23 protein-coding genes are annotated in these 23,065 nt (G+C 72.4%); 17 read left to right on the top strand and 6 right to left on the bottom strand.

What is annotated here, in order from left to right; all coding sequences use genetic code 11:
• Positions 1-7 precede the first annotated feature (7 nt).
• Positions 8-826 (top strand): inositol monophosphatase family protein, encoded by an 819-nt coding sequence (locus Sru02f_RS28705; RefSeq protein ID WP_109029885.1) that lies wholly within the window; start codon positions 8-10, stop codon positions 824-826.
• Positions 827-1,351: 525 nt separating this feature from the next.
• Here the strand turns inward: Sru02f_RS28705 and Sru02f_RS28700 are convergent.
• The gene (locus tag Sru02f_RS28700; RefSeq protein ID WP_007387792.1) at positions 1,352-1,525 is read right to left on the bottom strand and encodes a hypothetical protein; all 174 of its coding nucleotides are present in this window, start codon (positions 1,523-1,525) and stop codon (positions 1,352-1,354) included.
• Between the two features lie 427 nt (positions 1,526-1,952).
• Here Sru02f_RS28700 and Sru02f_RS28695 point away from each other — a divergent pair, with 427 nt between their 5' ends.
• From Sru02f_RS28695 to Sru02f_RS28680, 4 genes are all read left to right on the top strand, one after another.
• Positions 1,953-2,606: a response regulator transcription factor gene (locus Sru02f_RS28695; RefSeq protein ID WP_003993508.1), complete on the top strand. Its 654-nt coding sequence runs from the start codon at positions 1,953-1,955 to the stop codon at positions 2,604-2,606.
• Positions 2,607-2,612: 6 nt separating this feature from the next.
• Positions 2,613-3,857 (top strand): sensor histidine kinase, encoded by a 1,245-nt coding sequence (locus tag Sru02f_RS28690; RefSeq protein ID WP_109029884.1) that lies wholly within the window; start codon positions 2,613-2,615, stop codon positions 3,855-3,857.
• Positions 3,858-4,269: 412 nt separating this feature from the next.
• A complete protein-coding gene (locus Sru02f_RS28685; RefSeq protein WP_003993510.1) occupies positions 4,270-4,566 on the top strand; it encodes a DUF4193 domain-containing protein in 297 nt (98 codons plus the stop codon).
• 13 nt (positions 4,567-4,579) lie between these two features.
• The gene (locus tag Sru02f_RS28680; RefSeq protein ID WP_109029883.1) at positions 4,580-5,542 is read left to right on the top strand and encodes a hypothetical protein; all 963 of its coding nucleotides are present in this window, start codon (positions 4,580-4,582) and stop codon (positions 5,540-5,542) included.
• 14 nt (positions 5,543-5,556) lie between these two features.
• On the opposite strand, the gene Sru02f_RS28675 is transcribed toward Sru02f_RS28680, so the two are convergent.
• Entirely contained in the window at positions 5,557-6,021 is a 465-nt protein-coding gene (locus Sru02f_RS28675) for a DUF3093 domain-containing protein (protein WP_109029882.1), read from the bottom strand.
• A 57-nt stretch (positions 6,022-6,078) separates the two neighbouring features.
• Between Sru02f_RS28675 and Sru02f_RS28670 the strand changes: the two genes are divergently transcribed.
• The 8 genes from Sru02f_RS28670 to Sru02f_RS28635 all read left to right on the top strand — a co-directional run bounded on the left by Sru02f_RS28670 (position 6,079) and on the right by Sru02f_RS28635 (position 13,570).
• Positions 6,079-6,663, top strand: a complete 585-nt coding sequence (locus tag Sru02f_RS28670) for a PaaI family thioesterase (RefSeq protein ID WP_109029881.1) — start codon at positions 6,079-6,081, stop codon at positions 6,661-6,663.
• On the top strand, positions 6,660-7,211 hold the full coding sequence (dut, locus tag Sru02f_RS28665; protein ID WP_109029880.1) for a dUTP diphosphatase: 552 nt from the start codon (positions 6,660-6,662) through the stop codon (positions 7,209-7,211). The genes Sru02f_RS28670 and dut overlap by 4 nt, the downstream gene beginning before the upstream one ends.
• A gap of 1 nt (position 7,212) precedes the next feature.
• Positions 7,213-7,965, top strand: a complete 753-nt coding sequence (locus tag Sru02f_RS28660; protein ID WP_003973152.1) for a DUF3710 domain-containing protein — start codon at positions 7,213-7,215, stop codon at positions 7,963-7,965.
• Between the two features lie 192 nt (positions 7,966-8,157).
• Positions 8,158-8,850 carry an ABC transporter ATP-binding protein gene (locus tag Sru02f_RS28655; protein ID WP_109029879.1) on the top strand — a complete coding sequence of 231 codons (693 nt, stop codon included), beginning with the start codon at positions 8,158-8,160 and terminating at the stop codon, positions 8,848-8,850.
• A gap of 133 nt (positions 8,851-8,983) precedes the next feature.
• The gene (locus Sru02f_RS28650; RefSeq protein ID WP_109029878.1) at positions 8,984-11,578 is read left to right on the top strand and encodes a sensor histidine kinase; all 2,595 of its coding nucleotides are present in this window, start codon (positions 8,984-8,986) and stop codon (positions 11,576-11,578) included.
• On the top strand, positions 11,575-12,258 hold the full coding sequence (locus Sru02f_RS28645; RefSeq protein WP_109029877.1) for a response regulator: 684 nt from the start codon (positions 11,575-11,577) through the stop codon (positions 12,256-12,258). Before Sru02f_RS28650 ends, Sru02f_RS28645 begins: the two co-directional genes overlap by 4 nt.
• A 94-nt stretch (positions 12,259-12,352) precedes the next feature.
• Positions 12,353-12,751 carry an OB-fold nucleic acid binding domain-containing protein gene (locus Sru02f_RS28640; RefSeq protein WP_076976707.1) on the top strand — a complete coding sequence of 133 codons (399 nt, stop codon included), beginning with the start codon at positions 12,353-12,355 and terminating at the stop codon, positions 12,749-12,751.
• A gap of 3 nt (positions 12,752-12,754) precedes the next feature.
• The gene (locus tag Sru02f_RS28635; protein ID WP_109029876.1) at positions 12,755-13,570 is read left to right on the top strand and encodes a DUF3159 domain-containing protein; all 816 of its coding nucleotides are present in this window, start codon (positions 12,755-12,757) and stop codon (positions 13,568-13,570) included.
• Positions 13,571-13,653: 83 nt separating this feature from the next.
• On the opposite strand, the gene Sru02f_RS28630 is transcribed toward Sru02f_RS28635, so the two are convergent.
• A complete protein-coding gene (locus Sru02f_RS28630; protein ID WP_031035218.1) occupies positions 13,654-14,334 on the bottom strand; it encodes a potassium channel family protein in 681 nt (226 codons plus the stop codon).
• Positions 14,334-15,005 carry a potassium channel family protein gene (locus Sru02f_RS28625; protein WP_109029875.1) on the bottom strand — a complete coding sequence of 224 codons (672 nt, stop codon included), beginning with the start codon at positions 15,003-15,005 and terminating at the stop codon, positions 14,334-14,336. The genes Sru02f_RS28630 and Sru02f_RS28625 overlap by 1 nt, the downstream gene beginning before the upstream one ends.
• 515 nt (positions 15,006-15,520) lie before the next feature.
• On the opposite strand from Sru02f_RS28625, the gene Sru02f_RS28620 reads away from it, so the two are divergent.
• Genes Sru02f_RS28620 through Sru02f_RS28605 form a run of 4 tightly spaced genes read left to right on the top strand, consistent with a single transcriptional unit; the run spans position 15,521 to position 20,858 of the window.
• Positions 15,521-16,327: an AfsR/SARP family transcriptional regulator gene (locus tag Sru02f_RS28620; protein ID WP_203697950.1), complete on the top strand. Its 807-nt coding sequence runs from the start codon at positions 15,521-15,523 to the stop codon at positions 16,325-16,327.
• Between the two features lie 17 nt (positions 16,328-16,344).
• A complete protein-coding gene (locus tag Sru02f_RS28615) occupies positions 16,345-19,341 on the top strand; it encodes a beta-ketoacyl [acyl carrier protein] synthase domain-containing protein (protein ID WP_280524877.1) in 2,997 nt (998 codons plus the stop codon).
• On the top strand, positions 19,338-20,513 hold the full coding sequence (gene redW / locus Sru02f_RS28610) for an L-prolyl-[peptidyl-carrier protein] dehydrogenase (protein ID WP_109029873.1): 1,176 nt from the start codon (positions 19,338-19,340) through the stop codon (positions 20,511-20,513). Before Sru02f_RS28615 ends, redW begins: the two co-directional genes overlap by 4 nt.
• A gap of 24 nt (positions 20,514-20,537) precedes the next feature.
• A complete protein-coding gene (locus Sru02f_RS28605) occupies positions 20,538-20,858 on the top strand; it encodes a RedY protein (RefSeq protein ID WP_109029872.1) in 321 nt (106 codons plus the stop codon).
• Between the two features lie 71 nt (positions 20,859-20,929).
• Here Sru02f_RS28605 and Sru02f_RS28600 read toward each other — a convergent pair whose 3' ends face one another.
• Positions 20,930-21,583 (bottom strand): response regulator transcription factor, encoded by a 654-nt coding sequence (locus Sru02f_RS28600; RefSeq protein ID WP_109029871.1) that lies wholly within the window; start codon positions 21,581-21,583, stop codon positions 20,930-20,932.
• 253 nt (positions 21,584-21,836) lie between these two features.
• Positions 21,837-23,021 carry a nitroreductase family protein gene (locus Sru02f_RS28595; RefSeq protein WP_109029870.1) on the bottom strand — a complete coding sequence of 395 codons (1,185 nt, stop codon included), beginning with the start codon at positions 23,019-23,021 and terminating at the stop codon, positions 21,837-21,839.
• Between the last annotated feature and the right edge of the window lie 44 nt (positions 23,022-23,065).

Raw genomic sequence — 23,065 nt, 5'->3', positions numbered from 1 at the left:
GACCCCCGTGACCGACGTGACGCCCGACCCGCTCCACGCCGACCTGCTGAGGATCGCCCAGGAGGCCGCCCACCGCGCGGGCGAGCTGCTGCGGGACGGCCGCCCGGCCGACCTCGCGGTCGCCGCCACCAAGTCCAGCCCGATCGACGTGGTCACCGAGATGGACATCGCGGCGGAGAAGCTGATCACCGGGCTGATCGCCGAGCGCCGCCCCGACGACGGCTTCCTCGGCGAGGAGGGCGCCGCCACGGAGGGCACCAGCGGCGTCCGCTGGGTCATCGACCCGCTCGACGGCACGGTGAACTACCTCTACGGACTGCCCACCTGGGCGGTCTCCATCGCCGCCGAGCAGGACGGCGAGCGGGTGGCCGGCGTGGTCGTGGCCCCGATGCGGGGCGAGGCCTACCACGCGGTGCTGGGCGGCGGCGCCTGGGCGACGGGCGCCTGGGAGGGCGAACGCAGGCTCGCCTGCCGGTCCGCCGCCCCACTGGACCAGGCGCTGGTCTCCACCGGGTTCAACTACGTCGCCGACGTCCGCGCGGAGCAGGCGGAGATCGCGCGGCGGCTGATTCCGCTGGTGCGGGACATCCGGCGCGGCGGCTCGGCCGCGATCGACCTGTGCGACGTGGCCGCGGGACGCCTCGACGGCTACTACGAGCGCGGGCTGCACCCCTGGGACCTCGCGGCGGGCGACCTGATCGCCCGGGAGGCGGGCGCGGTGACCGGTGGCCGCCCCGGTGAGCGCCCCACCGGCGCCCTGACCATCGCCGCCACCCCGGCCGTCTTCGAACCCCTCCAGCGGCTCCTGACGGACTTCGGCGCGTAGGCCCCGGCGGTCGCGCGAAGGACGGCGCCGGGCGCCGCGGGGAGTCCCGTCGCTGGGCTGCCCCGGGACCGCCCCGCGGATGTGCCGGGCGCCCGGGCGGGCACACGACGCCCGCGCGTGCGGGGCCGCGGCACGCCGCGGCCCGTCGGCCGCCGCGCCCGGTGCGGGGCGGCGGCTCCTCCGCCCGAGCGGGCCGACACCGGCATGCTCGGGCGGTCGGCCCGTCGGCCGCACGGCCCGGCGCGTAGGTCCGGACCGCGCGTCCGCGTCGGCTGCGCCTCCCGCGGGACGGGTTCGACCGCGTCCGGGTCGCGTGGTCCCGGAGACCACTCGGGCGTGCCCCCCGGCCGGGTCGGATCGGGCAGTCACTCTGCCCGGCCCTGCCGTCCGACCTGCCCCGGGCCACCCCACCCGTGCTGCCCTTACTCCGTGTTCGCCGGGGCACACACGCACCGCAACCACGGCACCGCGCACGACGAGGCCCCGGCGCTGGATCTCGCCGGGGCCTCGTTCTGCGCGGGCCGGTCAGGCGTTGGTCGCGCTGACCTCCACACCGTGCTCGGCAGCGAGACGGCGCAGATCGTCGAGCTCGCCCAGCTCCACCTCGACAAGGAACTCGTCGCCCTCGTCGCGGGCCCGGGACAGGTCGGACTCGGTCGTCTTTATGCGCTGCAGAAGTCCTGCGGTGAAAGCGTCCATGCTGCGCCCCCTCGTCCTGGGTCGTGGGTCGTTGGCACGGGGGTGTGCCGATCGGAAGGGACGATCACGCCTCCGGTGGAGTGCCCAGCGCTGCCCTGCCGGGCGGCGACCGTGCCGGACACCCACGCCCGCTCTGCGGAAGCGGACCGCGGCGTACCGCGCGGTAACGCGGTACAGGCAGAGCGTGATCGCGGGGTGTAAAGCCGTCCTCCCCCAGCTCCCCTTCGCGGAAACCTCAACCACACGAGAAAATCTCGCATTCCCGCTTCCGAGGCCTTTCCGCGCCCCGCTTCGGCACCGGCTCCTCCCCCGGCTTACAGCCGACTTATGGCCGAAAAGGGCAGGATGGAGGCAACACACCCACCAGGCCCCTGCCCTCGTGCGTCCGACAAGCGCTACGCGGGTGGACACAGGAAGGACAAGCGACGTGCGCGTACTCGTCGTCGAGGACGAGCAGCTGCTCGCCGATGCGGTGGCCACCGGACTGCGCCGGGAGGCCATGGCCGTCGACGTCGTGTACGACGGTGCGGCCGCCCTGGAGCGCATCGGCGTCAACGACTACGACGTGGTCGTCCTCGACCGCGACCTCCCCCTCGTGCACGGCGACGACGTCTGCCGCAAGATCGTCGAGCTGGGTATGCCCACGCGCGTGCTCATGCTCACGGCCTCCGGCGACGTCAGCGACCGGGTCGAGGGCCTGGAGATCGGCGCCGACGACTACCTGCCCAAGCCCTTCGCGTTCAGCGAGCTGATCGCCCGCGTGCGCGCCCTGGGCCGGCGCACCAGCGTGCCGCTGCCGCCCGTCCTGGAGCGGGCCGGGATCAAGCTCGACCCGAACCGCCGGGAGGTCTTCCGCGACGGCAAGGAGGTGCAGCTCGCACCCAAGGAGTTCGCCGTCCTGGAGGTCCTCATGCGCAGCGAGGGCGCCGTGGTCTCCGCGGAGCAGCTCCTGGAGAAGGCCTGGGACGAGAACACCGACCCCTTCACCAACGTCGTGCGCGTGACCGTGATGACCCTGCGCCGCAAGCTGGGCGAGCCGCCCGTCATCGTCACCGTCCCCGGCTCCGGTTACCGGATCTGACCGGCCGTGGCGACGACACCCGCGCCCCCCGGGGCGCCCCCCAAGCCCACGTGGGACCCGCGCTCGGCCACGCCCCTGCCGTGGCTGCGCCCCACCATCCGGATAAGGCTCACGCTGCTGTACGGCGGCATGTTCCTGATCGCCGGCATCCTGCTGCTGTCGATCATCTACCTGCTCGCCGCCCAGGCGGTGCGCACCGGCAACGAACCGCTGTACAAGATCGTCGACTTCACCGACCTCAAGGTCTCCAGCAGCACCTGTCCCGTGGTCGACAACGGCGGCCTGTCGCTGTCCGACTTCAACGCCGCCATCAGCGACTGCATGGACCACCAGCGCAAGGTCGCCCTGGACAACCTGCTCAGCCGCTCCCTGCTGGCGCTCCTCGGTCTCGCCGTGATCGCCTTCGCCTTCGGCTACGCCATGGCCGGGCGCGTCCTGTCCCCGCTGGGGCGGATCACCCGCACCGCGCGCGCGGTGGCCGGCTCCGACCTCTCCCGCCGTATCGAGCTGGACGGTCCGGACGACGAGCTGAAGGAGCTGGCCGACACCTTCGACGACATGCTGGAGCGGCTGCAGCGGGCCTTCACCGCCCAGCAGCGCTTCGTCGGCAACGCCTCCCACGAGCTGCGCACGCCGCTGGCGATCAACCGCACGCTCCTGGAGGTGCACCTGTCCGACCCGGGCGCCCCGGTGGAGCTGCAGCAGCTCGGCAAGACGCTGCTCGCGACCAACGAACGCAGCGAGCTGCTGGTCGAGGGCCTGCTCCTGCTGGCCCGCAGCGACAACCAGATCGTCGAGCGCAAGCCGGTGGATCTCGCCGAGGTGGCCAGCCAGGCCATCGACCAGGTGCACGCCGAGGCCGAGAGCAAGGGCGTGGAGGTCCGCGGCACGCGCGAGGCCGCGGTGGTCCAGGGCAACGGCGTCCTGCTGGAGCGGATCGCCCTGAACCTCGTCCAGAACGCCGTGCGCTACAACGTGGCCGAACAGGGCTGGGTAGAGGTCGCCACCGGCGTCGAGAACGGCCAGGCGGTCCTGGTGGTCACCAACACCGGCCCCGTCGTACCGGCGTACGAGGTGGACAACCTCTTCGAGCCGTTCCGGCGGCTGCGCACCGAGCGGACGGGCAGCGACAAGGGCGTGGGGCTCGGGCTGTCCATCGCGCGGTCCGTGGCCCGGGCGCACGGCGGCCACATCTCCGCCCGGCCGCGCGAGGGCGGCGGACTCGTGATGCGCGTGACGCTGCCCGTCTGAGATCTGAGATCATGACCCCGACATCTCACCGAGACCCGAGGATGTTCGCTTTGAGCGGAATTTCCAGGCCACCGGCCCTGGAGTCGCCTGTGTGATCGATCACAGCGAAGGCTTTCCCGCCCTCCACTCTCCGTGATCATGCACCCTGTCGGAAAGCCGGGAAAATCCCGGTTTTCAGGGCCCCTGATCACGGGAAGTACACGGTGAGACGCCTTTGAAGTGCGGCATTCGGACCGTGTACGGTCCCCATCGCCATCCAAGCCGATCACTCATGAGGAGTCCGGTTGGGTGTCGATTGAGTAACAGACCTTGATGTGAGGCAAAATCTCCGCCTCAGGTCGGGCACAAGTCCGGCCTCTCACGCGTTACGTGCGCTGAAGACACCGCAGACACCCAGAGGGGGAGAGCGACCATGGCAACCGATTACGACACTCCACGCAAGACCGACGACGACGTCGACTCGGACAGCCTCGAAGAGCTGAAGGCCCGGCGGAACGACAAGTCCGCCTCGGCCGTCGACGTCGACGAGTTCGAGGCCGCGGAAGGCCTCGAACTTCCCGGCGCCGACCTCTCGAACGAGGAACTGGCCGTCCGTGTACTGCCGAAGCAGCAGGACGAGTTCACCTGCATGAGCTGCTTCCTGGTGCACCACCGCAGCCAGCTGGCCCGGGAGAAGAACGGCCAGCCGATCTGCCGCGACTGCGACTGAGGCGGGGTCGGCCGTGACCGGCTCGACCCCTCCCTGGAAGCGCCGTTTCTCCCGACGAGGAGCGGACCAAGGACCGTCCGACGGTCCGTACAGCGCGCGTGACGACGAGCGGGGCCCTACCGATACGGGGAAGGCCCCGCTCGAGCCAGTGGCCGACCGGAGTGACCTCCCGGCGACCACCCGGCCGCCGGCACCCGCTGCCCGGCGCCGGGCAGCGGCGTTCCGGGAGAAGGCGGGACAGGGGGTCCGCAACGGCGGCGCCCGCGCCAGGGCCGCCCTGGGGCACCTCGCCGACCGGATCATCGACCTGGCCCCGCGTGTGCCCGTACGGGACCTGGCGGCGCTGCGCAGGCAGTTCCCGGGCCTCGGCCCCGAGGAGATCGCCGACCGGCTCGTGGCCGGCGCGGCGAAGGGCACGGCGACCGTCGGAGCGGGCATCGGAGCGGCGGCGATGCTGCCCGTACCACCCGCGATGCCCACGGAACTGGCCGCCGAGATCACCGGCGTCGCGGCGATCGAGCTCAAGCTGATCGCCGAACTCCACGAGGTCTACGGCGTACGCCCGCCCGGCGGCCTCGCCCAGCGCAGCACCGCGTACCTGAACTCGTGGTCCGACGAACGCGGCGTCGACGTGTCCAAGCCGTCGACCCTCGGCTCGGCGATGAACAGCCACATGAAGCGCCAGCTGCGCCAGCAGATCATGAAGCGGATGGTGCGCGACCTGCCGAACCTGATGCCCTTCATGGTCGGCGCGGCCGTGGGCGCCGTCATGAACCGGCGCGACACCCGGAAACTGGCCGCGAGAATCCGGACCGACCTGCGCAGGAACCAGGTCGCCTGGAGCGCCCTGGGCGACCTCCCGGCCCTGGAACGCCCGCAGGACGCCCTCGACATGGGCGAGATCACCAAGGGGATCGGGCCCGGCCGGCCCGGCCGCGGGGAAAACTTCGGCAAATTCGGCGAAGACGACCGCTGACCCGCGGGCCGCGCCTACGCGGCCGCGGCCTTCGCCGCCTCCAGCGCCTCGATCAGCCGCTCCGGCTCGCGCGTCGACAGATACAGGTACGGAGTCGGGTCCTGCGGGTCAGTGACCAGCACCCGCACGGCCCTCGGAATGTAGGCGCGCAGCAGCAGGAACGCCCGGGTGTCGGCCTTGTAGGTGCGCCAGGCGCGGGCCTCCTCCGGATCGAGGATCTCCGCCTCGCCCAGCGCCGAGAGCGGCACCTTCGCCTCGCCCGCGATCAGCGAGTCGCCCACGATCCGGATGCGGACCGCGCCGTACGAACTGGCCGCCACCGCCGCCACCGCGGTGCCGCCCACCAGACCGCCCAGCATCGGCAGCGTGCCGAAGGGCAGCAGGATCAGCGCGAACGCCAGCCCCACCAGGAAGGAGACCAGCCACCAGGAGCGGGGCGCGGTGAGGCGTTCTTCGTACGGAGCCGTGGAGAGCTGCATGAAGCAAGCTTGGCACGGTATCGGTGTTCGGCCGACGCGCGGGTAAGGTCTGCGCCTGTGAGTGGTACTTCCCCAGGTCTCCAGCACCCCGCCGACGCCGTGAAACCCGTACGGCACCCCGACGCGCCCGCCCCCGGCGAGCTGCTCGGCGCCCACTACGGCCAGTGCTTCGGCTGCGGCGGCGACCAGCCGCACGGACTGCACCTCCAGGCGCGCGCGGGCGAAGGCGTGTCGATCACCGCCGAGTTCACCGTCCGCCCGGCCCACCAGGGCGCTCCCGGTCTGGCGCACGGCGGCGTGCTGGCCACCGCCCTGGACGAGACGCTGGGCTCGCTGAACTGGCTGCTGCGCACGATCGCGGTGACCGGACGGCTCGAGACCGACTTCCGGCGGCCGGTGCCCGTGGACACCACGCTGTACCTGGAGGCCGAGGTCACCGCGGTGGCCGGCCGGAAGATCTACTCCACGGCCACCGGCCGGATCGGCGGGCCCGACGGCCCCGTCGCCGTCCGCGCCGACGCCCTCTTCATCGAGGTCAAGGTCGAGCACTTCGTCCAGAACGGCCGCGAGGAGGAGATCCGCGCCGCCATGGACGACCCCGACCAGCTCCGCCGCGCCCGCGCCTTCGAGGTGAACCCGTGAGCCGGGCCGACCTGGAGGTGCTCCTCCGCCGCGTCGACCCGGACGTGCCGCTCCCGGCGTACGCGCAGCCCGGGGACGCGGGCGCCGATCTGCGCACCACCGTCGCGCGCGAGCTGTCGCCCGGTGAACGCGCCGTCCTGCCCACCGGCGTGTCTGTCGCGCTCCCCGAGGGGTACGCGGCCTTCGTGCACCCACGTTCCGGACTGGCCGCACGCTGCGGCGTCGCCCTGGTGAATGCCCCGGGGACGATTGATGCCGGGTACCGTGGGGAGATCAAGGTGATCGTGGTGAATCTCGACCCGCGCGAAAGCGTGCGGTTCGAGCGCTTCGACCGGATTGCCCAACTGGTCGTCCAGCAGGTCGAGAGGGTCCGCTTCCGTCAGGTCGCGGAACTTCCCGGCTCGGCGCGGGCCGAGGGGGGCTTCGGGTCCACCGGCGGGCACGCCGGGCTGGACCCTGCGAGCGGCACAAGCGGTCAGGTCGCCGAAGGCGGCCCGACGGGTGGGAATCGATACGCTTCGGTCGTATCCGACCGGGAAGGACAGTGACGTGTTCGGACGTCGCAAGAAGAACGACGCCGCCGAGGACGCGGCCGGCGAGACCGAGCAGGTCGTCGACAGCGTCGACACCGAGGCGGACGAAGAGCGCGAACGCGTGCGGCTCGAGCCCGAGCCGCGCCCCGACGGGCCCTGGGACAGCACGGAGGTCCGCGACCCGGGCGAGGGCCGCGTCGACCTGGGCGGCCTGTTCATCCCCGGCGTCGACGGCATGGAACTGCGGGTGGAGGTCGCGGGCGACGCGATCGTCGCCGCGACCGTCGTGCTGCGCGACAGCGCCATCCAGCTCCAGGGCTTCGCCGCGCCCAAGCGCGAGGGCATCTGGGGCGAGGTGCGCGAGGAGATCGGCTCCGGCATCACCCAGCAGGGCGGCATCATCGACGAGGTCGAGGGTCCGCTGGGCTGGGAGCTGCGGGCCCAGGTTCCGGTGCAGCTGCCGGACGGCACGGGCGGCTTCCAGGTCGTGCGGTTCGTCGGTGTGGACGGGCCCCGCTGGTTCCTGCGCGGTGTGATCTCGGGCCAGGGCGCGGTGCAGCCGCAGGCCGCCGGTCTGCTGGAGCAGATCTTCCGGGACACGGTCGTCGTCCGCGGCGAGGGCCCGATGGCCCCCCGCGACCCCATCGTCCTGAAGCTGCCGAACGACGCGCAGATGGTCCCCGAGGGCGTGCAGCAGGAGGAGGGCTCCCGCTTCGCCGGCGGCATGGGCCAGCTCCAGCGCGGACCGGAGATCACCGAGGTGCGGTAGGCCAGGACCCGGTACGGCCGCCGGCCGTACGCGCGCGCCACGAGGGCCGCGTCCCCAGGAGGACGCGGCCCTTCGCGCTGCCGGCCGGTCGGCGGGGTCGTGCGGCCCGATCGGGCCGCGGCCGTTGATCCGTCCGCCGCCGCCGGTGATACTGGCGCCCGGTTCACCGAGTACGACGGGGGAGGGCACGACATGACCCAGGTGGTCACGGAGACCATGGTGCGCGTCGAGGACGTGCGCAAGTCGTACGGCCGGGACAGCGCCGCCGTGCACGCCCTGCGCGGCGTCTCCTTCGACGTGCCGCGCGGTGAGCTGGTCGCGCTCAAGGGGCGGTCGGGCTCCGGGAAGACCACGCTGCTCAACATCGTCGGCGGTCTCGACACCCCGGACGCCGGGCGGGTCGAGGTCGACGGCCGGGACCTCGCGGAGCTGGACGAGGACGGGCTGCTCGCGCTGCGCCGGGACCGGGTCGGCTTCGTCTTCCAGTCCTTCGGGCTCATCCCGATCCTCACCGCCGCCGAGAACGTCGGCGTGCCGATGCGGCTGCGCCGGGTCGCGGCGCGCGAACGCGAGGAACGCGTCGAGCTGCTGCTCTCCCTGGTCGGCCTCGCCGACCACGCCGCCCAGCGCCCCGGCGAGATGTCCGGCGGACAGCAGCAGCGGGTCGCCATCGCCCGCGCCCTCGCCAACAACCCGGCCCTCCTGATCGCCGACGAACCCACCGGCCAGCTGGACGCCGAGACCGGGCACTCCGTGATGGAACTGCTGCGGGCCGTCGTACGCAGCGAGCAGGTCACCGCCCTGGTCGCCACCCACGACGCCACCCTGCTCGACCTCGCCGACCGGGTGCTGGAGCTGCGGGACGGGGAGATCGTCGAGGAGTGACGCCACCGGGAGCGGGCGGCCGTCAGGGTTCCGTCAAGGACGACCGGCTTCCCCGCCCCCGCCCCTTTTGCCGCCATTGTGGGTCGTAGGGTCGACGCTGCGCAGTCAGCGGTGACCGGAAGACAATGAGGCCATGGGACGCGGCAAGCTTCGGATCTACCTCGGTGCGGCACCGGGCGTCGGCAAGACGTACGCGATGCTCTCCGAGGCGCACCGGCGCGTCGAACGGGGTACCGACTGCGTCGTGGCCTTCGTCGAGCACCACGGCAGGGCACGCACCGAGGTGATGCTGCGCGGCCTGGAACAGGTGCCGCGCCGGGAGGTCGAGTACCGGGGCGCGGCCTTCACCGAGCTGGACCTGGACGCGGTACTGGCCCGCGCCCCCCGGGTGGCGCTGGTGGACGAGCTGGCCCACACCAACGTCCCCGGCGTGCGCAACGCCAAGCGCTGGCAGGACGTCGAGGAACTCCTCGCCGCCGGCATCGACGTCGTCTCGACCGTCAACATCCAGCACCTGGAGTCACTCGGCGACGTCGTGGAGTCCATCACCGGCGTACGGCAGCGCGAGACCGTGCCGGACGAGGTGGTGCGGCGCGCGGACCAGATCGAACTGGTCGACATGTCGCCACAGGCGCTGCGCCGCCGCATGGCCCACGGCAACATCTACCAGCCGGACAAGGTCGACGCGGCCCTGTCCAACTACTTCCGCCCCGGCAACCTCACCGCCCTGCGCGAGCTGGCCCTGCTGTGGGTCGCGGACCGGGCCGACGAGTACCTCCAGCAGTACCGCAGCGAGCACCGGGTCTCGAAGATCTGGGGCTCGCGCGAACGCATCGTGGTCGGCCTGACCGGCGGTCCCGAGGGCCGGACGCTGATACGGCGGGCCGCTCGCCTGGCCGAGAAGGGTGCCGGCGGCGAGGTGCTGGCGGTCTACATAGCCCGCAGCGACGGGCTGACCTCGGCCTCCCCGAAGGAGCTGGCGGTCCAGCGCACCCTCGTGGAGGACCTCGGCGGCACCTTCCACCACGTACTCGGCGAGGACATACCGGCCGCGCTGCTCGACTTCGCGCGCGGCGTCAACGCCACCCAGATCGTCCTCGGCTCCTCGCGCCGCAAGACCTGGCAGTACGTCTTCGGACCCGGCGTCGGCGCCACCGTCGCCCGCGAGTCCGGCTCCGACCTGGACGTCCACATCGTGACCCACGAAGAGGTCGCCAAGGGGCGCGGGCTGCCGGTGGCCAGGGGCGCGCGGCTCGGCCGGTCCCGGATCGTCTGGGGCTGGTTCGCGGGTCTGGGCGGGCCGGTGCTGCTCACGCTGCTGCTCAGCACGGTCCATCTCGGGCTCGCCAACGACGTTCTGTTCTACCTGGCGCTCACCGTCGCCGCCGCCCTGCTCGGCGGGCTGTACCCGGCGCTCGCCTCGGCCGCGGTCGGGTCGCTGCTGCTGAACTGGTTCTTCACGCCGCCCGTCAACCGGATCACCATCGCCGACCCCAGGAACATGCTTGCGCTCGCCATATTCGTGGGCGTGGCGCTCTCCGTCGCCTCGGTCGTCGACGTCGCGACCCGCCGCACCCACCAGGCGGCCCGGCTGCGTGCCGAGTCGGAGATCCTGTCCTTCCTCGCCGGTGACGTGCTGCGCGGCGAGACCAGCCTGGAGACGCTCCTGGAGCGGGTGCGCGAGACCTTCGGCATGGAGTCGGCCGCCCTCCTGGAGCGGGAGGGCGACGTGGCGCCCTGGACCTGCGCGGGCCGCGCCGGTTCCGGACCGCCGGTCGGCCGCCCGGAGGACGCGGACGTGGACATGCCCGTCGGGGACCACATGGCCCTCGCGCTGACCGGCCGGGTGCTGCCCGCCGAGGACCGCCGGGTGCTGGCCGCCTTCGCCGCCCAGGCCGCCGTCGTCCTGGACCGGCGCCGCCTGCGCGAGGAGGCCGACCGGGCCCGGGCGCTGGCCGAGGGAAACCGCATCCGCACCGCGCTGCTGGCCGCCGTCAGCCACGACCTGCGCACCCCGCTGGCCGGGATCAAGGCGGCGGTGACCAGCCTCAGGTCCGACGACGTGGCCTGGTCCGAGGAGGACCGGGCGGAGCTGCTCGAAGGCATCGAGGAGGGCGCCGACCGCCTCGACCACCTGGTGGGCAACCTGCTCGACATGTCCCGCCTGCAGACCGGCACCGTCACCCCGCTGATCCGCGAGATCGACGTGGACGAGGTGGCGCCGATGGCGCTCGGCGGGGTCCCCGAGGGCAGCGCCGAGCTGGACATCCCCGAGACGCTGCCCATGGTCGCCGTGGACGCCGGGCTCCTGGAGCGGGCGCTGGCCAACCTGGTGGAGAACGCCGTCAAGTACAGTCCGGACGACCGCGCGGTCCTGGTCGCCGCCAGCGCCCTCGCCGACCGCGTCGAGGTGCGCGTCGTCGACCGGGGGCCGGGAGTGCCGGACGAGGCCAAGGACCGCATCTTCGAGCCCTTCCAGCGCTACGGCGACGCCCCGCGCGGGGCCGGGGTGGGACTCGGCCTGGCCGTGGCCCGCGGCTTCGCCGAGGCGATGGGCGGCACCCTGAACGCCGAGGACACCCCCGGCGGCGGCCTCACCATGGTCCTCACCCTCCGCGCGGTGGGCTCGTCCGCGCCGACCTCCCGTCCCGCGACAGCAGGAAGCTCCCGTCCCGCGACAGGAGAAAGCTCCCGTCCCGCGACAGCAGAAAGGCAGGCCGCCCGATGACCCGGGTGCTCGTGATCGACGACGAACCGCAGATCGTGCGGGCCCTCGTGATCAACCTCAAGGCACGGCACTACGAGGTCGACGCCGCCCACGACGGCGCCACCGCCCTCCAGCTCGCCGCCGCCCGGCACCCCGACGTGGTGGTCCTGGACCTGGGCCTGCCCGACATGGACGGCGTCGAGGTGATCAGGGGGCTGCGCGGCTGGACCCGGGTGCCGATCCTGGTGCTGTCCGCCCGGCACTCCTCCGACGAGAAGGTCGAGGCGCTCGACGCGGGCGCCGACGACTACGTGACCAAGCCCTTCGGCATGGACGAGCTGCTGGCCCGGCTGCGGGCCGCCGTCCGCCGGGCCGAGCCCGTCCCCGGCGGCGAGGACGAGGTGGTCGTGGACACCCCGGAGTTCACCGTCGACCTGGCCGCGAAGAAGGTCAACCGGGGCGGCCGGGACGTACGCCTGACGCCCACCGAGTGGCATCTGCTGGAGGTGCTGGTGCGCAACACGGGGCGCCTGGTCAGCCAGAAGCAGCTGCTGCGGGAGGTGTGGGGGCCGTCGTACGGGACGGAGACGAACTACCTGCGGGTCTACATGGCCCAGCTGCGCCGCAAGCTGGAGGCGGACCCCGCGCACCCGCGGCACTTCATCACCGAGCCGGGCATGGGGTACCGCTTCGAGAAGTGAGAGGGGGCGCACGGGAAGTGACGGGGACGTGAGCCTCGCCATCCCGCCCCGAGAGGGGTGCATGGCCGTCGGCGTGCCCCGGTACGCTTCAGATATGAGTGCTGCTCCGCGTTCCGACAAGCCGGTGGGCCGGTTCCGGCGCATGTTCGACCGGCTCTCCTCGTCGCAGGAGGACCTGGAGTCGGAGGAACTGCGCGAGGACGCCGACACCGCCGGCTGCACGCGTATCGGAGACTGCCAGGACCGGCAGGTCGTGTCGGTTACTGGTACCTTGCGCACGGTCACCCTGCGACCGCGTGCGGGCGTTCCGGCCCTGGAGGCCGAGCTGTTCGACGGTTCCGCCGCCCTGGACGTGGTGTGGCTGGGCAGACGCTCCATCGTGGGCATAGAGCCGGGGCGCAAGCTCATCGCATCGGGCCGGATCTCCATGAGCCACGGCCGCCGGGTGCTCTTCAACCCGAAATACGAACTGAGACCCCTCGGACGGGAGTAGCCGGTGACGTCGCTCGACAAGCCGACCGAAGAGACGACAGAGGCCGACGACGCCCGGGCGGTGACGGAGGCCGCGCTGTTCGAGGCGTTCGGCGGCGTGCGGGGCATGGTCGAGACGGTGCTGCCGGGCCTGCTCTTCGTCACCATCTTCACCCTCAACAACGACCTGCACATGTCGGCGATCGCGGCCCTTGCCGTGTCGGTGGTGCTGGTCGTCGTCCGGCTCGTGATGAAGGACACCGTCAAGCACGCGTTCAGCGGGGTCTTCGGTGTCGCCTTCGGCGTGGTCTTCGCGATGATGACCGACAACGCCAAGAACTTCTATCTGCCGGGCATGCTCTACACCCTGGGCCTGGCGCTGGCGTACGTCGTCACCTCGCTGGCCGGCGTGCCGCTGATCGGCCTGATCCTCGGCCCGGTCTTCAAGGAGAACCTCTCCTGGCGCACCCGCAACCCGGGCCGCAAGAAGGCGTACACCAAGGCGAGCTACGCCTGGGGCTTCATCCTGCTGGCCAAGTCCGCGATCCTCTTCCCGCTGTATTGGTGGGCGGACACCGAGCAGCTCGGCTGGGTCCTGGTCACCCTGAAGATCCCGCCCTTCCTGCTTGCCGTCTGGCTGACCTGGGTCTTCCTGGCCAAGGCGCCGGCTCCCATCGACGTGTTCGCGGAGATGGAGGCGGCGGAAGAAGCCGAGAAGGCGGAGAAGGCCGAGCGGGAACGCGAACGCGGGCAGGAGGAGGCCGGCGGCGCCCTGCCGGGGCCGCCCGGGGCCGACGGGGAGGCCGCGGACCTGCGCGGTGGCAGGCACCGCAAGGCCTGACGGACGAGGCCGAGCAGTACGGCGCAGGGGCGCCCGGGAAGTATCCGGGCGCCCCTTTGCCGTAGCCGGGTCCTCGGTGTCGGTCAGACCGTGCCGTCGGGCCGCCGGCGCGCCGACAGCAGGTCCTCCAGCTGCTCCTCACGGGCCTGCGCGGCGACGAAGAGCAGCTCGTCGCCCGCCTCCAGGGAGTCCTCCCGGGACGGCGTCAGCACCCGGGTGCCGCGGATGATCGTCACCAGTGAGGTGTCCTCGGGCCACTGGACGTCGCCGACCTGGGTGCCGGCCAGGGCCGACTCCTCCGGCAGCGTCAGCTCGACCAGGTTCGCGTCGCCGTGGCTGAAGCGCAGCAGCCGGACCAGGTCGCCGACGCTCACCGCCTCCTCCACCAGGGCCGACATCAGCCGCGGGGTGGAGACGGCCACGTCCACGCCCCAGGACTCGTTGAAGAGCCACTCGTTCTTCGGGTTGTTCACCCGGGCGACGACGCGCGGAACGCCGTACTCCGTCTTGGCCAGCAGCGAGACGACGAGGTTGACCTTGTCGTCGCCCGTCGCGGCGATGACGACGTTGCAGCGCTGGAGCGCCGCCTCGTCCAGGGAGGTGATCTCGCAGGCGTCGGCGAGCAGCCACTCCGCCATCGGGACGCGCTCGACCGAGATGGCGGTCGGCGCCTTGTCGATGAGCAGGACCTCGTGGCCGTTCTCCAGCAGCTCGCCCGCGATCGAACGGCCGACCGCGCCGGCTCCGGCAATGGCGACCCTCATCAGTGACCGCCCTCCTCTTCGGGACCCTTGGCGAACGCCGCCTCGACCTTGTGGACCTCGTCGGTGCGCATCATGACGTGCACGAGGTCACCCTCCTGAAGGACGGTCTGCGAGGACGGCAGGATCGCCTCCCCGAGCCGGGTGACGAAGGCCACCCGCACGCCCGTCTCCTCCTGGAGCCGGCTGATCTTGTGGCCCACCCAGGACGAGGACGTGTGCACCTCGGCCAGCTGGACGCCTCCGGTGGGGTCGCGCCACAGCGGCTCGGCGCCCGAGGGGAGCAGCCGGCGCAGCATCTGGTCGGCCGTCCAGCGGACGGTGGCCACGGTGGGGATGCCCAGGCGCTGGTAGACCTCGGCGCGGCGCGGGTCGTAGATGCGGGCGGCGACGTTCTCCACGCCGAACATCTCGCGGGCCACACGGGCGGCGATGATGTTGGAGTTGTCGCCGCTGGAGACGGCGGCGAAGGCGCCGGCCTCCTCGATGCCCGCCTCGCGCAGGGTGTCCTGGTCGAAGCCGATGCCGGTGACGCGGCGGCCGCCGAAGGAGGAACCGAGGCGACGGAAGGAGGTGGGGTCCCGGTCGATCACGGCGACCGTGTGCCCCTGCTGCTCCAGGGTCTGGGCGAGTGCGGAGCCCACGCGTCCGCAGCCCATGATGACAATGTGCACGGCTTACACCACTCTTCTTCTCTGCCCTCTGACCGCGGTGAACATCCCGTTCATCTTCCTCTTTCGGCTCGACGGGCAAACATCTGCGGCCCCCACCGAGGGCCGCAGCCACCATCATGCCGGTCCACCGCCGTCGCACCCCGGCGGGGTGGTTCGTTTGCGTCGTTCAGTTCCGTTGAACCGGAGCGCGGCCCGGCCTCAACACATTGACGGTGGTGTCGGGATTCACCCGTCCTGTGTTGAGGCCGTAATCCGATCGTTCGGTGGATGACGGGTGGGGGAGTGCTTGCCACGATGGACCCGGTTCGAAAACTGGTCCGGAGCCAGCCAAAAGCCGGGCGGCACCCCGTCGGGGCCGGTCAGGACGGCCGCGACCGGCACCCCATCCGCTCATGGGAGTGCGGAGAACGCGCGCGAGGACGGCCCGGCCCACCAGGACGGCCGGCTGCGCGGCCGGCCCCTCGGACCACGGACCCAGCCTGTACAACTTCGGGGGATGCGTGGAAATCAACATATTGGGACCCGTATCGATCAACGCGTCGCACAGCGGCGGCGGCATCCGGGCCGGCAAGGTCCGCACACTGGTGGCGACGCTCGCCATCGACGCAGGCCGTGCCGTGTCGCTCGCGGACCTGGTGGACGAACTGTGGGGCGCGACCCCGCCCGACAACGTCCTCAACGCCCTCCAGGCGCATGCCGCGCGGGCCCGGAAAGTGCTCAACGAGCGTGCCTGCCCCGAGCGGGCTGGCGACATCCTGCGCTCCGTCCTCGGCGGTTACCTGCTGGAGATCGACCCGCAGTGCGTGGACGGCAACCGCTTCCTGCGACTCGTCTCGCAAGGCGCCGCCCTGCTGCCCGCCGACCCCGCGCGCGCCGTCGAACTGCTGGAGACCGGTCTGCGGCTGTGGCGCGGGCCTGCCCTCATCGACGCGGGTGAGGGCAGGCGCTGCCGGGGGGCCGCGGCACTGTTCGAGGAGCGCAGGCTCACGGCCCTGGAGGATCTGGTGAGCGCGATGTTCCTGCTCGGCGGCGAGGCCCAGGCGATCGCCATGCTCCAGCAGCTGGTGGCGCAGTACCCACTGCGCGAGCGGTTCTGCGAGCTGCTGATGGTCGGCCTCTACCGGGTGGGACGCCAGGGCGACGCCTTGGAGTCGTACCACCTGGCCAGGAAGCGGCTCGACGACGAACTGGGGGTCCAGCCGGGCGCGCTGCTGCGCCGACGGCACGCCGAGATCCTCGCGCAGGACCCGGTCCTCAAGGTGCCCTCCGCGTTGTGGCGCGAGCAGTACGCGCCGGCCGACACCAGCCTGCTCACCGCCTGACGACCCGCGGCCCGGCCATGCGCGGCGCCCACGTGAACAGGAACGAGAAGTTGTCAGACAACGACACAGCCACAGGCACAGGCACAGGCACAGTCACGGACACAGCCACAGCCACAGCCACGGATACGGGCACAGCCACGGATACGGGCACTGCCACGGATACGGCCACGGCGTCGGCGGCGCCGGGCCCCGCCGAACCGATCGCCATCGTCGGGATGTCCGCCTTCTATCCGGGGGCCCACGGCGTCGAGGACCTGTGGCGGCTGCTGGTCGCCGACGGTTCGGCGCCGGCCTCCGGCACCGGACCCGCGCCCGGCGGCCTCGGCGACATCGAGGTCGACGTGGCACGGTTCGGGATCCCGCCGGCCCAGGCCGCCTCCATGGCCCGCCTGCAACTGCTCATGGTGGAGGCGGCCCGCCAGTGCCTCGACGACGCCACCGGCGCCCGTGCCGACCGCGGGCGCACGGACGTCGTCGTGGGCACCTGCCTCGGCCTGGACCGCCAGTACGCCAACGCCCTGCGCGTCGACGGCGCCCGCTACGCCCGGGACCTGACCAAGGTCCTCGCGGACGGCACCTGGCGCGACACCGGCATCGACGCGCGGGCCGCCGGGCAGGAACTCAACGACGCGCTGTCGCGCCGGCTGGGCGCCTCACCGCACGACCGGGTGGGCGAGATGGCCAGTACGATCCCGGCCCGCATCGCGTCGGCCTTCAAGCTGCGCGGTCGCACCCTCGCCGTCGAGTCGGCGGACGCCACCTCGTACCTGGCTCTCGCGCACGCCGTGGACAGCCTGCGCGCGGGACTCGCCGAAGCCGTCCTGGTCGTGGTGGGGCAGCGCGACGAGGGCCGTTTCGCGCGGCGGGCGCTGGCGGCCAAGGGGTTCGCCGCCCGGCCCGGCGAGGCGGGCGCCGGGGACGCTCCCGTCCTCACGGAGGGGCTCGGGGCGCTGCTGCTCAAGCGCCGGACGACCGCGGAGCGGGACGGCGACCGCGTGTACGCGTCGGTCCTGGACTGCGCCCTGCGGCACGAGGCGCGGCCGGGGACCTTCCGCTACTCGCTGTCGGCCGCGCACCGCCGGGCCGCCGCCGAGGCCGCGCACCGTACGGCGGACGCCGCGCCGGGGTCCGTACGGCTCGTCGAGTGCGCCGGATACGGCACGGCCGCCGTGGGGCGCGCCGAACAGGAGGCGATCGCCGGGATCCACGCCGGTGCGCCCCGGGACTCGGTGGCCGTGGGCACCGTGCGCGACCGGCTCGGCCACACCTTCGCCAACGCCGGGCTCGCCGGTGTCACCAAGGCGGCGCTGGCCCTGCACCACCGCACCGTCCCGCCGGTGCGGCCCGGCACGGACCCCGCTCCGGCGGCCGGTCCGTTCCGCGTCCCGCGCGCGGCCGAGCCCTGGGAGCCGTCCACCGACGGCACGCCCCGGCGCGCCGCGGTCCTCGGCGCCTCACTGACCGGCACCGTCTGCCACGTGCTCCTGGAGGAAGCCGCACCGGCCGCCTCCGTGCCCCAGGGGGCGGGCGCCGACGCGCACCTCGGCGGTGCGGCCCGGCGGCGGTTCCCCGGAGGGGAGGCGTCCACCGCGGGCCGGGAGGCCGGGGCGTGGCAGGCGGAGCCCATCGCGATCGTCGGGTTCGGTGGTCGTTTCGCCGACTCGCCCGACGCGGACGGGTTCTGGCGGACCATGCTCTCGGGGCGTGACCGGATCGGGCCGTTGCCGGCCGAGTCGTTCGACCGGGACCTCTACCACGCCCCCGGCGCGCTCGCCCTCGGGCGCAGTTACACCGACCTGGGCGCGCCGGTCCCGGTCCCGACGCAGCCGCCCGCCGGGCTGCGCATCCCCCCGCACCGGTACGCGGCGACGGACGCGGCCCAGCGCCTCGGACTCGACGTGGCCGCCGAGATGTTCGCCCGCTACGGGCGTGGCCCGCACGCACTCGACGGCGCCGGAACCGTCGTCGTCGGCAGCAACCTGGGCCTGTCCAGGGAACGCCGACTGCACACCGGCCTGTGCCTCGACGACCTGGAGGCGGACGTCCGCTCCCTCGCCGCGCTCGCCGCACTGGGGCCGGACGACGTCGAAGCGGTGACCAAGCTCGTGCGGGACCGTTTCGGCGATCCCGGGCCCGTCGATCTGCCGACCACCTGGGACGGCTGCGTCGCCAGCGGTATCGCGGCGCTCCTCGGCAACGAACACGGCCTGGACGCCGTACCGGTGGCGGTGGAGGCGGCCTGCGCCTCCTCGCTGGCCGCCGTCGACGTGGCCGTGGGGCGGCTGCGCTCCGGCGGGGCCGACTACGCCGTGGCCGGTGGCGTGGAACTGCCGTGCAACGCGCGGGACATGGTGCTCTGCTCCTCGCTGGGCCTGCTGTCGCACAGCAGGATCACCCCCTTCGACGCCGGCGCCGACGGCTTCACTCCGGGCGACGGCTGCGCGCTCTTCCTGCTCAAGCGCCTGACGGACGCCCGCCGCGACGGTGACCGGGTGTTCGGAGTGCTCCGCGCGGTCGGCGCGTCCAACGACGCGAAGTCGCTGATCGCCCCCGACGCCGACGGCCAGGCACGGGCCGTACGGCAGGCCTTCGCCCAGGTCGACTTCGGCCCCGACGAGGTGGACTACCTGGAGGCCCACGGCACCGGCACCCGCCTGGGCGACCGCGTGGAGGTCGCCGCCGCCGCACAGGTCTACGGCACGGGACGGCGTAGGGCACCGCTGCACATCGGATCCGCCAAGTCCTTCCTCGGCCACACCTTCGCGGCGGCCGGCGCGGCCGGACTGCTGCGCACACTCCAGGCGTTGCGGCAGGCCACCCTGCCTCCCAGCGTCAACCTGCACGAACTCAGCCCCGACCTCGCCCTGGACGCCGTCCCCGCGCGGGTGGCCACCGAAGCCGGGCCCTGGCCCGCCCGGGCGGGCCGGCCGCGGCGCGCCGCGGTGAGCGCGTTCGGGACCGGCGGCATCAATTACCACCTGTTGATCGAGGAAGGCACGGACGCAACGCGATGAACTTCGACTTCGACGCCGGGTTCGACACCGAGACCAGGGAACTGCGCGACATGGTCGTGCGGTTCGCCCGGCGCGAGCTGGACTCCTCCGGCCGTTTCGACGATGCCGAGGACTTCCGGCGGCGATGGCTGCTGGCCGGCAAGCAGGGCCTGACGGGCACCACCGTGCCCGGTGAGTACGGCGGCAGCGGTCTGGACGCGGTGTCCGCGGCCGCCACGATGGAGGCGCTCGGCTACGGCTGCGCGGACACCGGCTTCGCCTTCTCGGTCGCCGCGCACCTGTTCGCCGCCGTCATGCCGATCGTCGAGTTCGGCACCGGGGAACAGCGCGCCGCGTGGCTGCCCGCCCTGTGCTCCGGCGAGCGGATCGCCGCGCACGCCATCACCGAGCCGGAGGCCGGTTCGGACGCGCTGCACCTGCGCACCCGCGCCCGCCCCGCCGACGACGGCCATGTGCTCAGCGGCTCCAAGTGCTTCATCACCAACGCCCCCGTGGCCGACGTGTTCGTGGTGCAGGCCGCCACCGATCCGCGGGGCGGCTTCTTCGGACTGACCACCTTCCTGGTCGAGGCCTCCACCCCGGGACTCACGGTGGGCCGTCCCTACGACAAGGTGGGTTTGCGCGGTTCTCCCACCGCCGACGTCCACTTCGACGACTGCTTCGTCCCGGCCGGCGCGGTGCTGGGGGCGGAGGGCTCCGGGGCGAGCATCTTCTCCTCCTCGATGAAATGGGAGCGCACCTGCCTCTTCGCGGCCTACCTCGGAGCGATGCGCCGCGTGCTGGAGTCCACCGTGGACCACGTCCGGGACCGTGAGCAGTTCGGCTCACCCATCGGCGGCTTCCAGGCGGTCAGCCACCGCATCGTCGACATGCTGGGCCGCTACGAGGGGGCCCGGCTGCTCCTGTACCGCGCCGCCCGGTCCCTGTCCGACGGCACGGCGGACGAGGTCGGCCCGGCCCTCGCGAAGATCGCGGTCAGTGAGGCAGCCGTACAACTCGGACTGGACGCGGTCCAGTTGAGAGGCGGGCTGGGGATCATGGACGGGGAGGCGGAGACCCTGCTGCGGGACGCGCTGCCCGCCCGGATCTTCTCCGGCACCAACGAGATCCAGAAGAACAACGTCGCGCGAGCGCTGGGCCTCGGGCGCCGGCGCCCCACGGCCCGCCGCTGAACGCACAGTCAGGGAGACCGAGACATGGACGTCATCATCCACCGCATTCGTCTGCACGACGGAGTGGACCCGGCCCGCTTCGAAGCCTGGGTCCGGGACGTCGACTACGCGACCTGTCCCCGGCTGCCGAGTGTGCGGGCCTTCGCCGTGCACCGGGTGAGCACGGAACAGGATGCTCCATTCCACTACTTCGAGAGCATCTCGGTGACCGGGCCGGACGAATTCGCCCGGGACATGAAAACGGCGGCCTTTCAGGACCTGGTCGCCGTGTTCGACACGATGGCGACGGTCGTCGAGGAGATGAGCGGCGAACTCCTGGAACCCGGCTACCAGGCACGGACCTGACAAAGGGCTGTGGTGCGCGATGCCCGGCCGGGCCGCACGGAACGCGAAGCGGCACGGCCGGACCGGGGCATTCAGCGGGTCGGAGTGCCGTAACCCGGGCAGGTGCCCAGGAGACCCGACTCGTAGGCGATGGCGACGGCCTGCGCGCGGGTCGCCGCGCCCAGTTTGCGCAGGACCCGGTGTACGTGGGACCTGACGGTGGTGGGCGAGACGGAGAGGGTCGCGGCCATCTCGGTGTTCGTCTTGCCCTGGGTCAGTAAGAGAAGAACTTCCGTTTCCCGAGGGGTCAGTTCGGGGCGGAGGTTCTTCGGGGCCTTGCTGCGCCAATAGCGCGTCAGAGCCTCCTGTGCCTCTTCCGGAGCGATTATGGCATTGACTTCGGTGATGGTTCTGATGACGTGCACCAGCTCTTCGACCGACGTTTCGGCCGACAACACCGCGCGTACTCCGACGCGGAGCGCCTCGAATGCGCGGTGGGTATTCTCGGGCTTGGTCAGCAAAAGGGTCTTGCCGAGTCGCGCGAGTTCCGTGAGCTTGTCGATGCTGTCCATGGTGAACAGTGGGGCGACGCCGACCAGAATGTCGGGCCCGGTCTCCGCCGCCGTGACCAGCGAGCCGCGCAGGGTGGTCTCCACCTGCACCTTCATGTCGTGCCGCTCCAGCAATGCGCGCATTCCCTCGCCCAGGATGACGCGGTCGCAGCACACCAGGACGCGGGTCGTCATACGTTGACTTTCGTCCAGGAAGGATGAGGACCGTACATGGCGCGCGGGCCGGTGCCGACGGCGGCAAGTCGATCCCGGACACCTTTCTTTGCGATTCCCCCGATATGCGTCATGCGGCCAAACTTAGCACGCGTGTGCACACTTGGAGAGGGGCTTGCGAGGCCCTGGTGAGAGACTGATACGAAGTGGTTTCCACCTCAAGAAGATCTTGTCGCGAAACGTGTGAATGCCGCCTCTCTCGTACCCGCTCCGCTCAGAAGGACACATGCACGGCGGCGTCCGCGCGCCGGTGGGAGCGCGGCGCGGGCGAGCCGGCCACACCGACCCGGCTCACGAAGAAGGTGCGGCCGGGCAGGGAGAGTTCCCGCTCCAGCCGGCCGCGCAGGTCGTCGTGCTGGAGGACGATGCTGATGGGGTGCAGGGACAGGCCGTGGCGGGTCGCCCGCCACCAGTAGTCGGCCAGCCGCGCCCCGCCCTCGAGCTGCTCCGCCCGTGTGGGCGCCTGCCCGGCGAAGCCCATGGTCACCACGGCCGGAGTGCGGCGCACGACGTCGGCGAGACCGGCGGCCAGCACCCGGTGGTAGCCGACCTTGCCCAGCAGGTGCATCGTCGTCGGGGCCAGCGCGAGGCGCGTCGCCGCCCGGCGCGGCCGGGACATGGGCCCGAAGAGCTGCTCCAGCGTGAACCCGTCGCCCCGCGCGGTCGCGTCCGCGGTGTCCCGGCGGACGAAGGAGTGGGTCTCCCGCCAGGCGGCCCGGTGCCCGAAGTCGCGTCCCGCGTGCCGGGCGACGAACGCCGCGAAGGCCCGCAGGTCGCGCCGCTCGGTCAGGTGCCGGAGGTGGACCGGGTGTGCCGCGGCTCCGGGTGCGGCCGGCTCCTCCAGGTCGCGCAGCAGCCCGGGGGCCAGCGGCTCCCGCCCGTAGGGCCCGCGGTGGGTGCGGCGGGCGAGCGCGCTCTCGCGCAGGTCGGCCGGCCGTTCTCCGGAGGGCGGCCCGGGGCGCAGCGCCACCACGCACAGCGGCGTCCACGCCGTCGGCCATCCGGCACCGAACGGGCGGCCGCCGGGCAGTCCCACCGCACCGGGGTCCCCGTCGCCGTCCAGGACACGTACCGCCGCCGTCGTCCAGCCCTGGGCCGCCAGAGTGCGGAGCAGGATCCGCCAGTAGACGCCGCAGCTGACCTCCATCTCCACCGCGTGCGCGGCCAGCGCCGTCAGCTCCCGCTCGCGGTCGAGGGCCAGGACCAGGTACTCGTCCGCTTCCGCGCCGGTCAGGTCCGCCGCCGCCCGGCGGGCCTCCGTGCTCGTGGCACGGCCCAGGCCCCACGGCTGGCAGTTGTGGGAGGAGGGACTCAGCGCCGCCGCTCCGGCCGCCGTCTCCAGCGCCTGGGCGAACGTGGACACGGCTGCGGCCGTGTGGTCTGTCCTGCGGGTCGTCATGACGGTCTCCTCTTCCTCCTCTTCGTATGCCGTGCACGCGGTGA

The organism is Streptomyces rubrogriseus (assembly GCF_027947575.1).
Lineage (GTDB): Bacteria > Actinomycetota > Actinomycetes > Streptomycetales > Streptomycetaceae > Streptomyces > Streptomyces rubrogriseus.
This window is presented reverse-complemented; position numbering and strand designations above follow the sequence as displayed.

Coding starts and splice junctions, on each gene's coding strand:
- Sru02f_RS28655 (WP_109029879.1), top strand. CDS start 8,158: ATGACCCAGGTGGTCACGGAGACCATGGTGCGCGTCGAGGACGTGCGC.
- Sru02f_RS28600 (WP_109029871.1), bottom strand. CDS start 21,583: ATGACGACCCGCGTCCTGGTGTGCTGCGACCGCGTCATCCTGGGCGAG.
- Sru02f_RS28650 (WP_109029878.1), top strand. CDS start 8,984: ATGGGACGCGGCAAGCTTCGGATCTACCTCGGTGCGGCACCGGGCGTC.
- Sru02f_RS28675 (WP_109029882.1), bottom strand. CDS start 6,021: ATGCAGCTCTCCACGGCTCCGTACGAAGAACGCCTCACCGCGCCCCGC.
- Sru02f_RS28640 (WP_076976707.1), top strand. CDS start 12,353: ATGAGTGCTGCTCCGCGTTCCGACAAGCCGGTGGGCCGGTTCCGGCGC.
- Sru02f_RS28605 (WP_109029872.1), top strand. CDS start 20,538: ATGGACGTCATCATCCACCGCATTCGTCTGCACGACGGAGTGGACCCG.
- Sru02f_RS28700 (WP_007387792.1), bottom strand. CDS start 1,525: ATGGACGCTTTCACCGCAGGACTTCTGCAGCGCATAAAGACGACCGAG.
- Sru02f_RS28595 (WP_109029870.1), bottom strand. CDS start 23,021: ATGACGACCCGCAGGACAGACCACACGGCCGCAGCCGTGTCCACGTTC.
- Sru02f_RS28685 (WP_003993510.1), top strand. CDS start 4,270: ATGGCAACCGATTACGACACTCCACGCAAGACCGACGACGACGTCGAC.
- Sru02f_RS28630 (WP_031035218.1), bottom strand. CDS start 14,334: ATGAGGGTCGCCATTGCCGGAGCCGGCGCGGTCGGCCGTTCGATCGCG.
- Sru02f_RS28645 (WP_109029877.1), top strand. CDS start 11,575: ATGACCCGGGTGCTCGTGATCGACGACGAACCGCAGATCGTGCGGGCC.
- redW (WP_109029873.1), top strand. CDS start 19,338: ATGAACTTCGACTTCGACGCCGGGTTCGACACCGAGACCAGGGAACTG.
- Sru02f_RS28615 (WP_280524877.1), top strand. CDS start 16,345: ATGCGCGGCGCCCACGTGAACAGGAACGAGAAGTTGTCAGACAACGAC.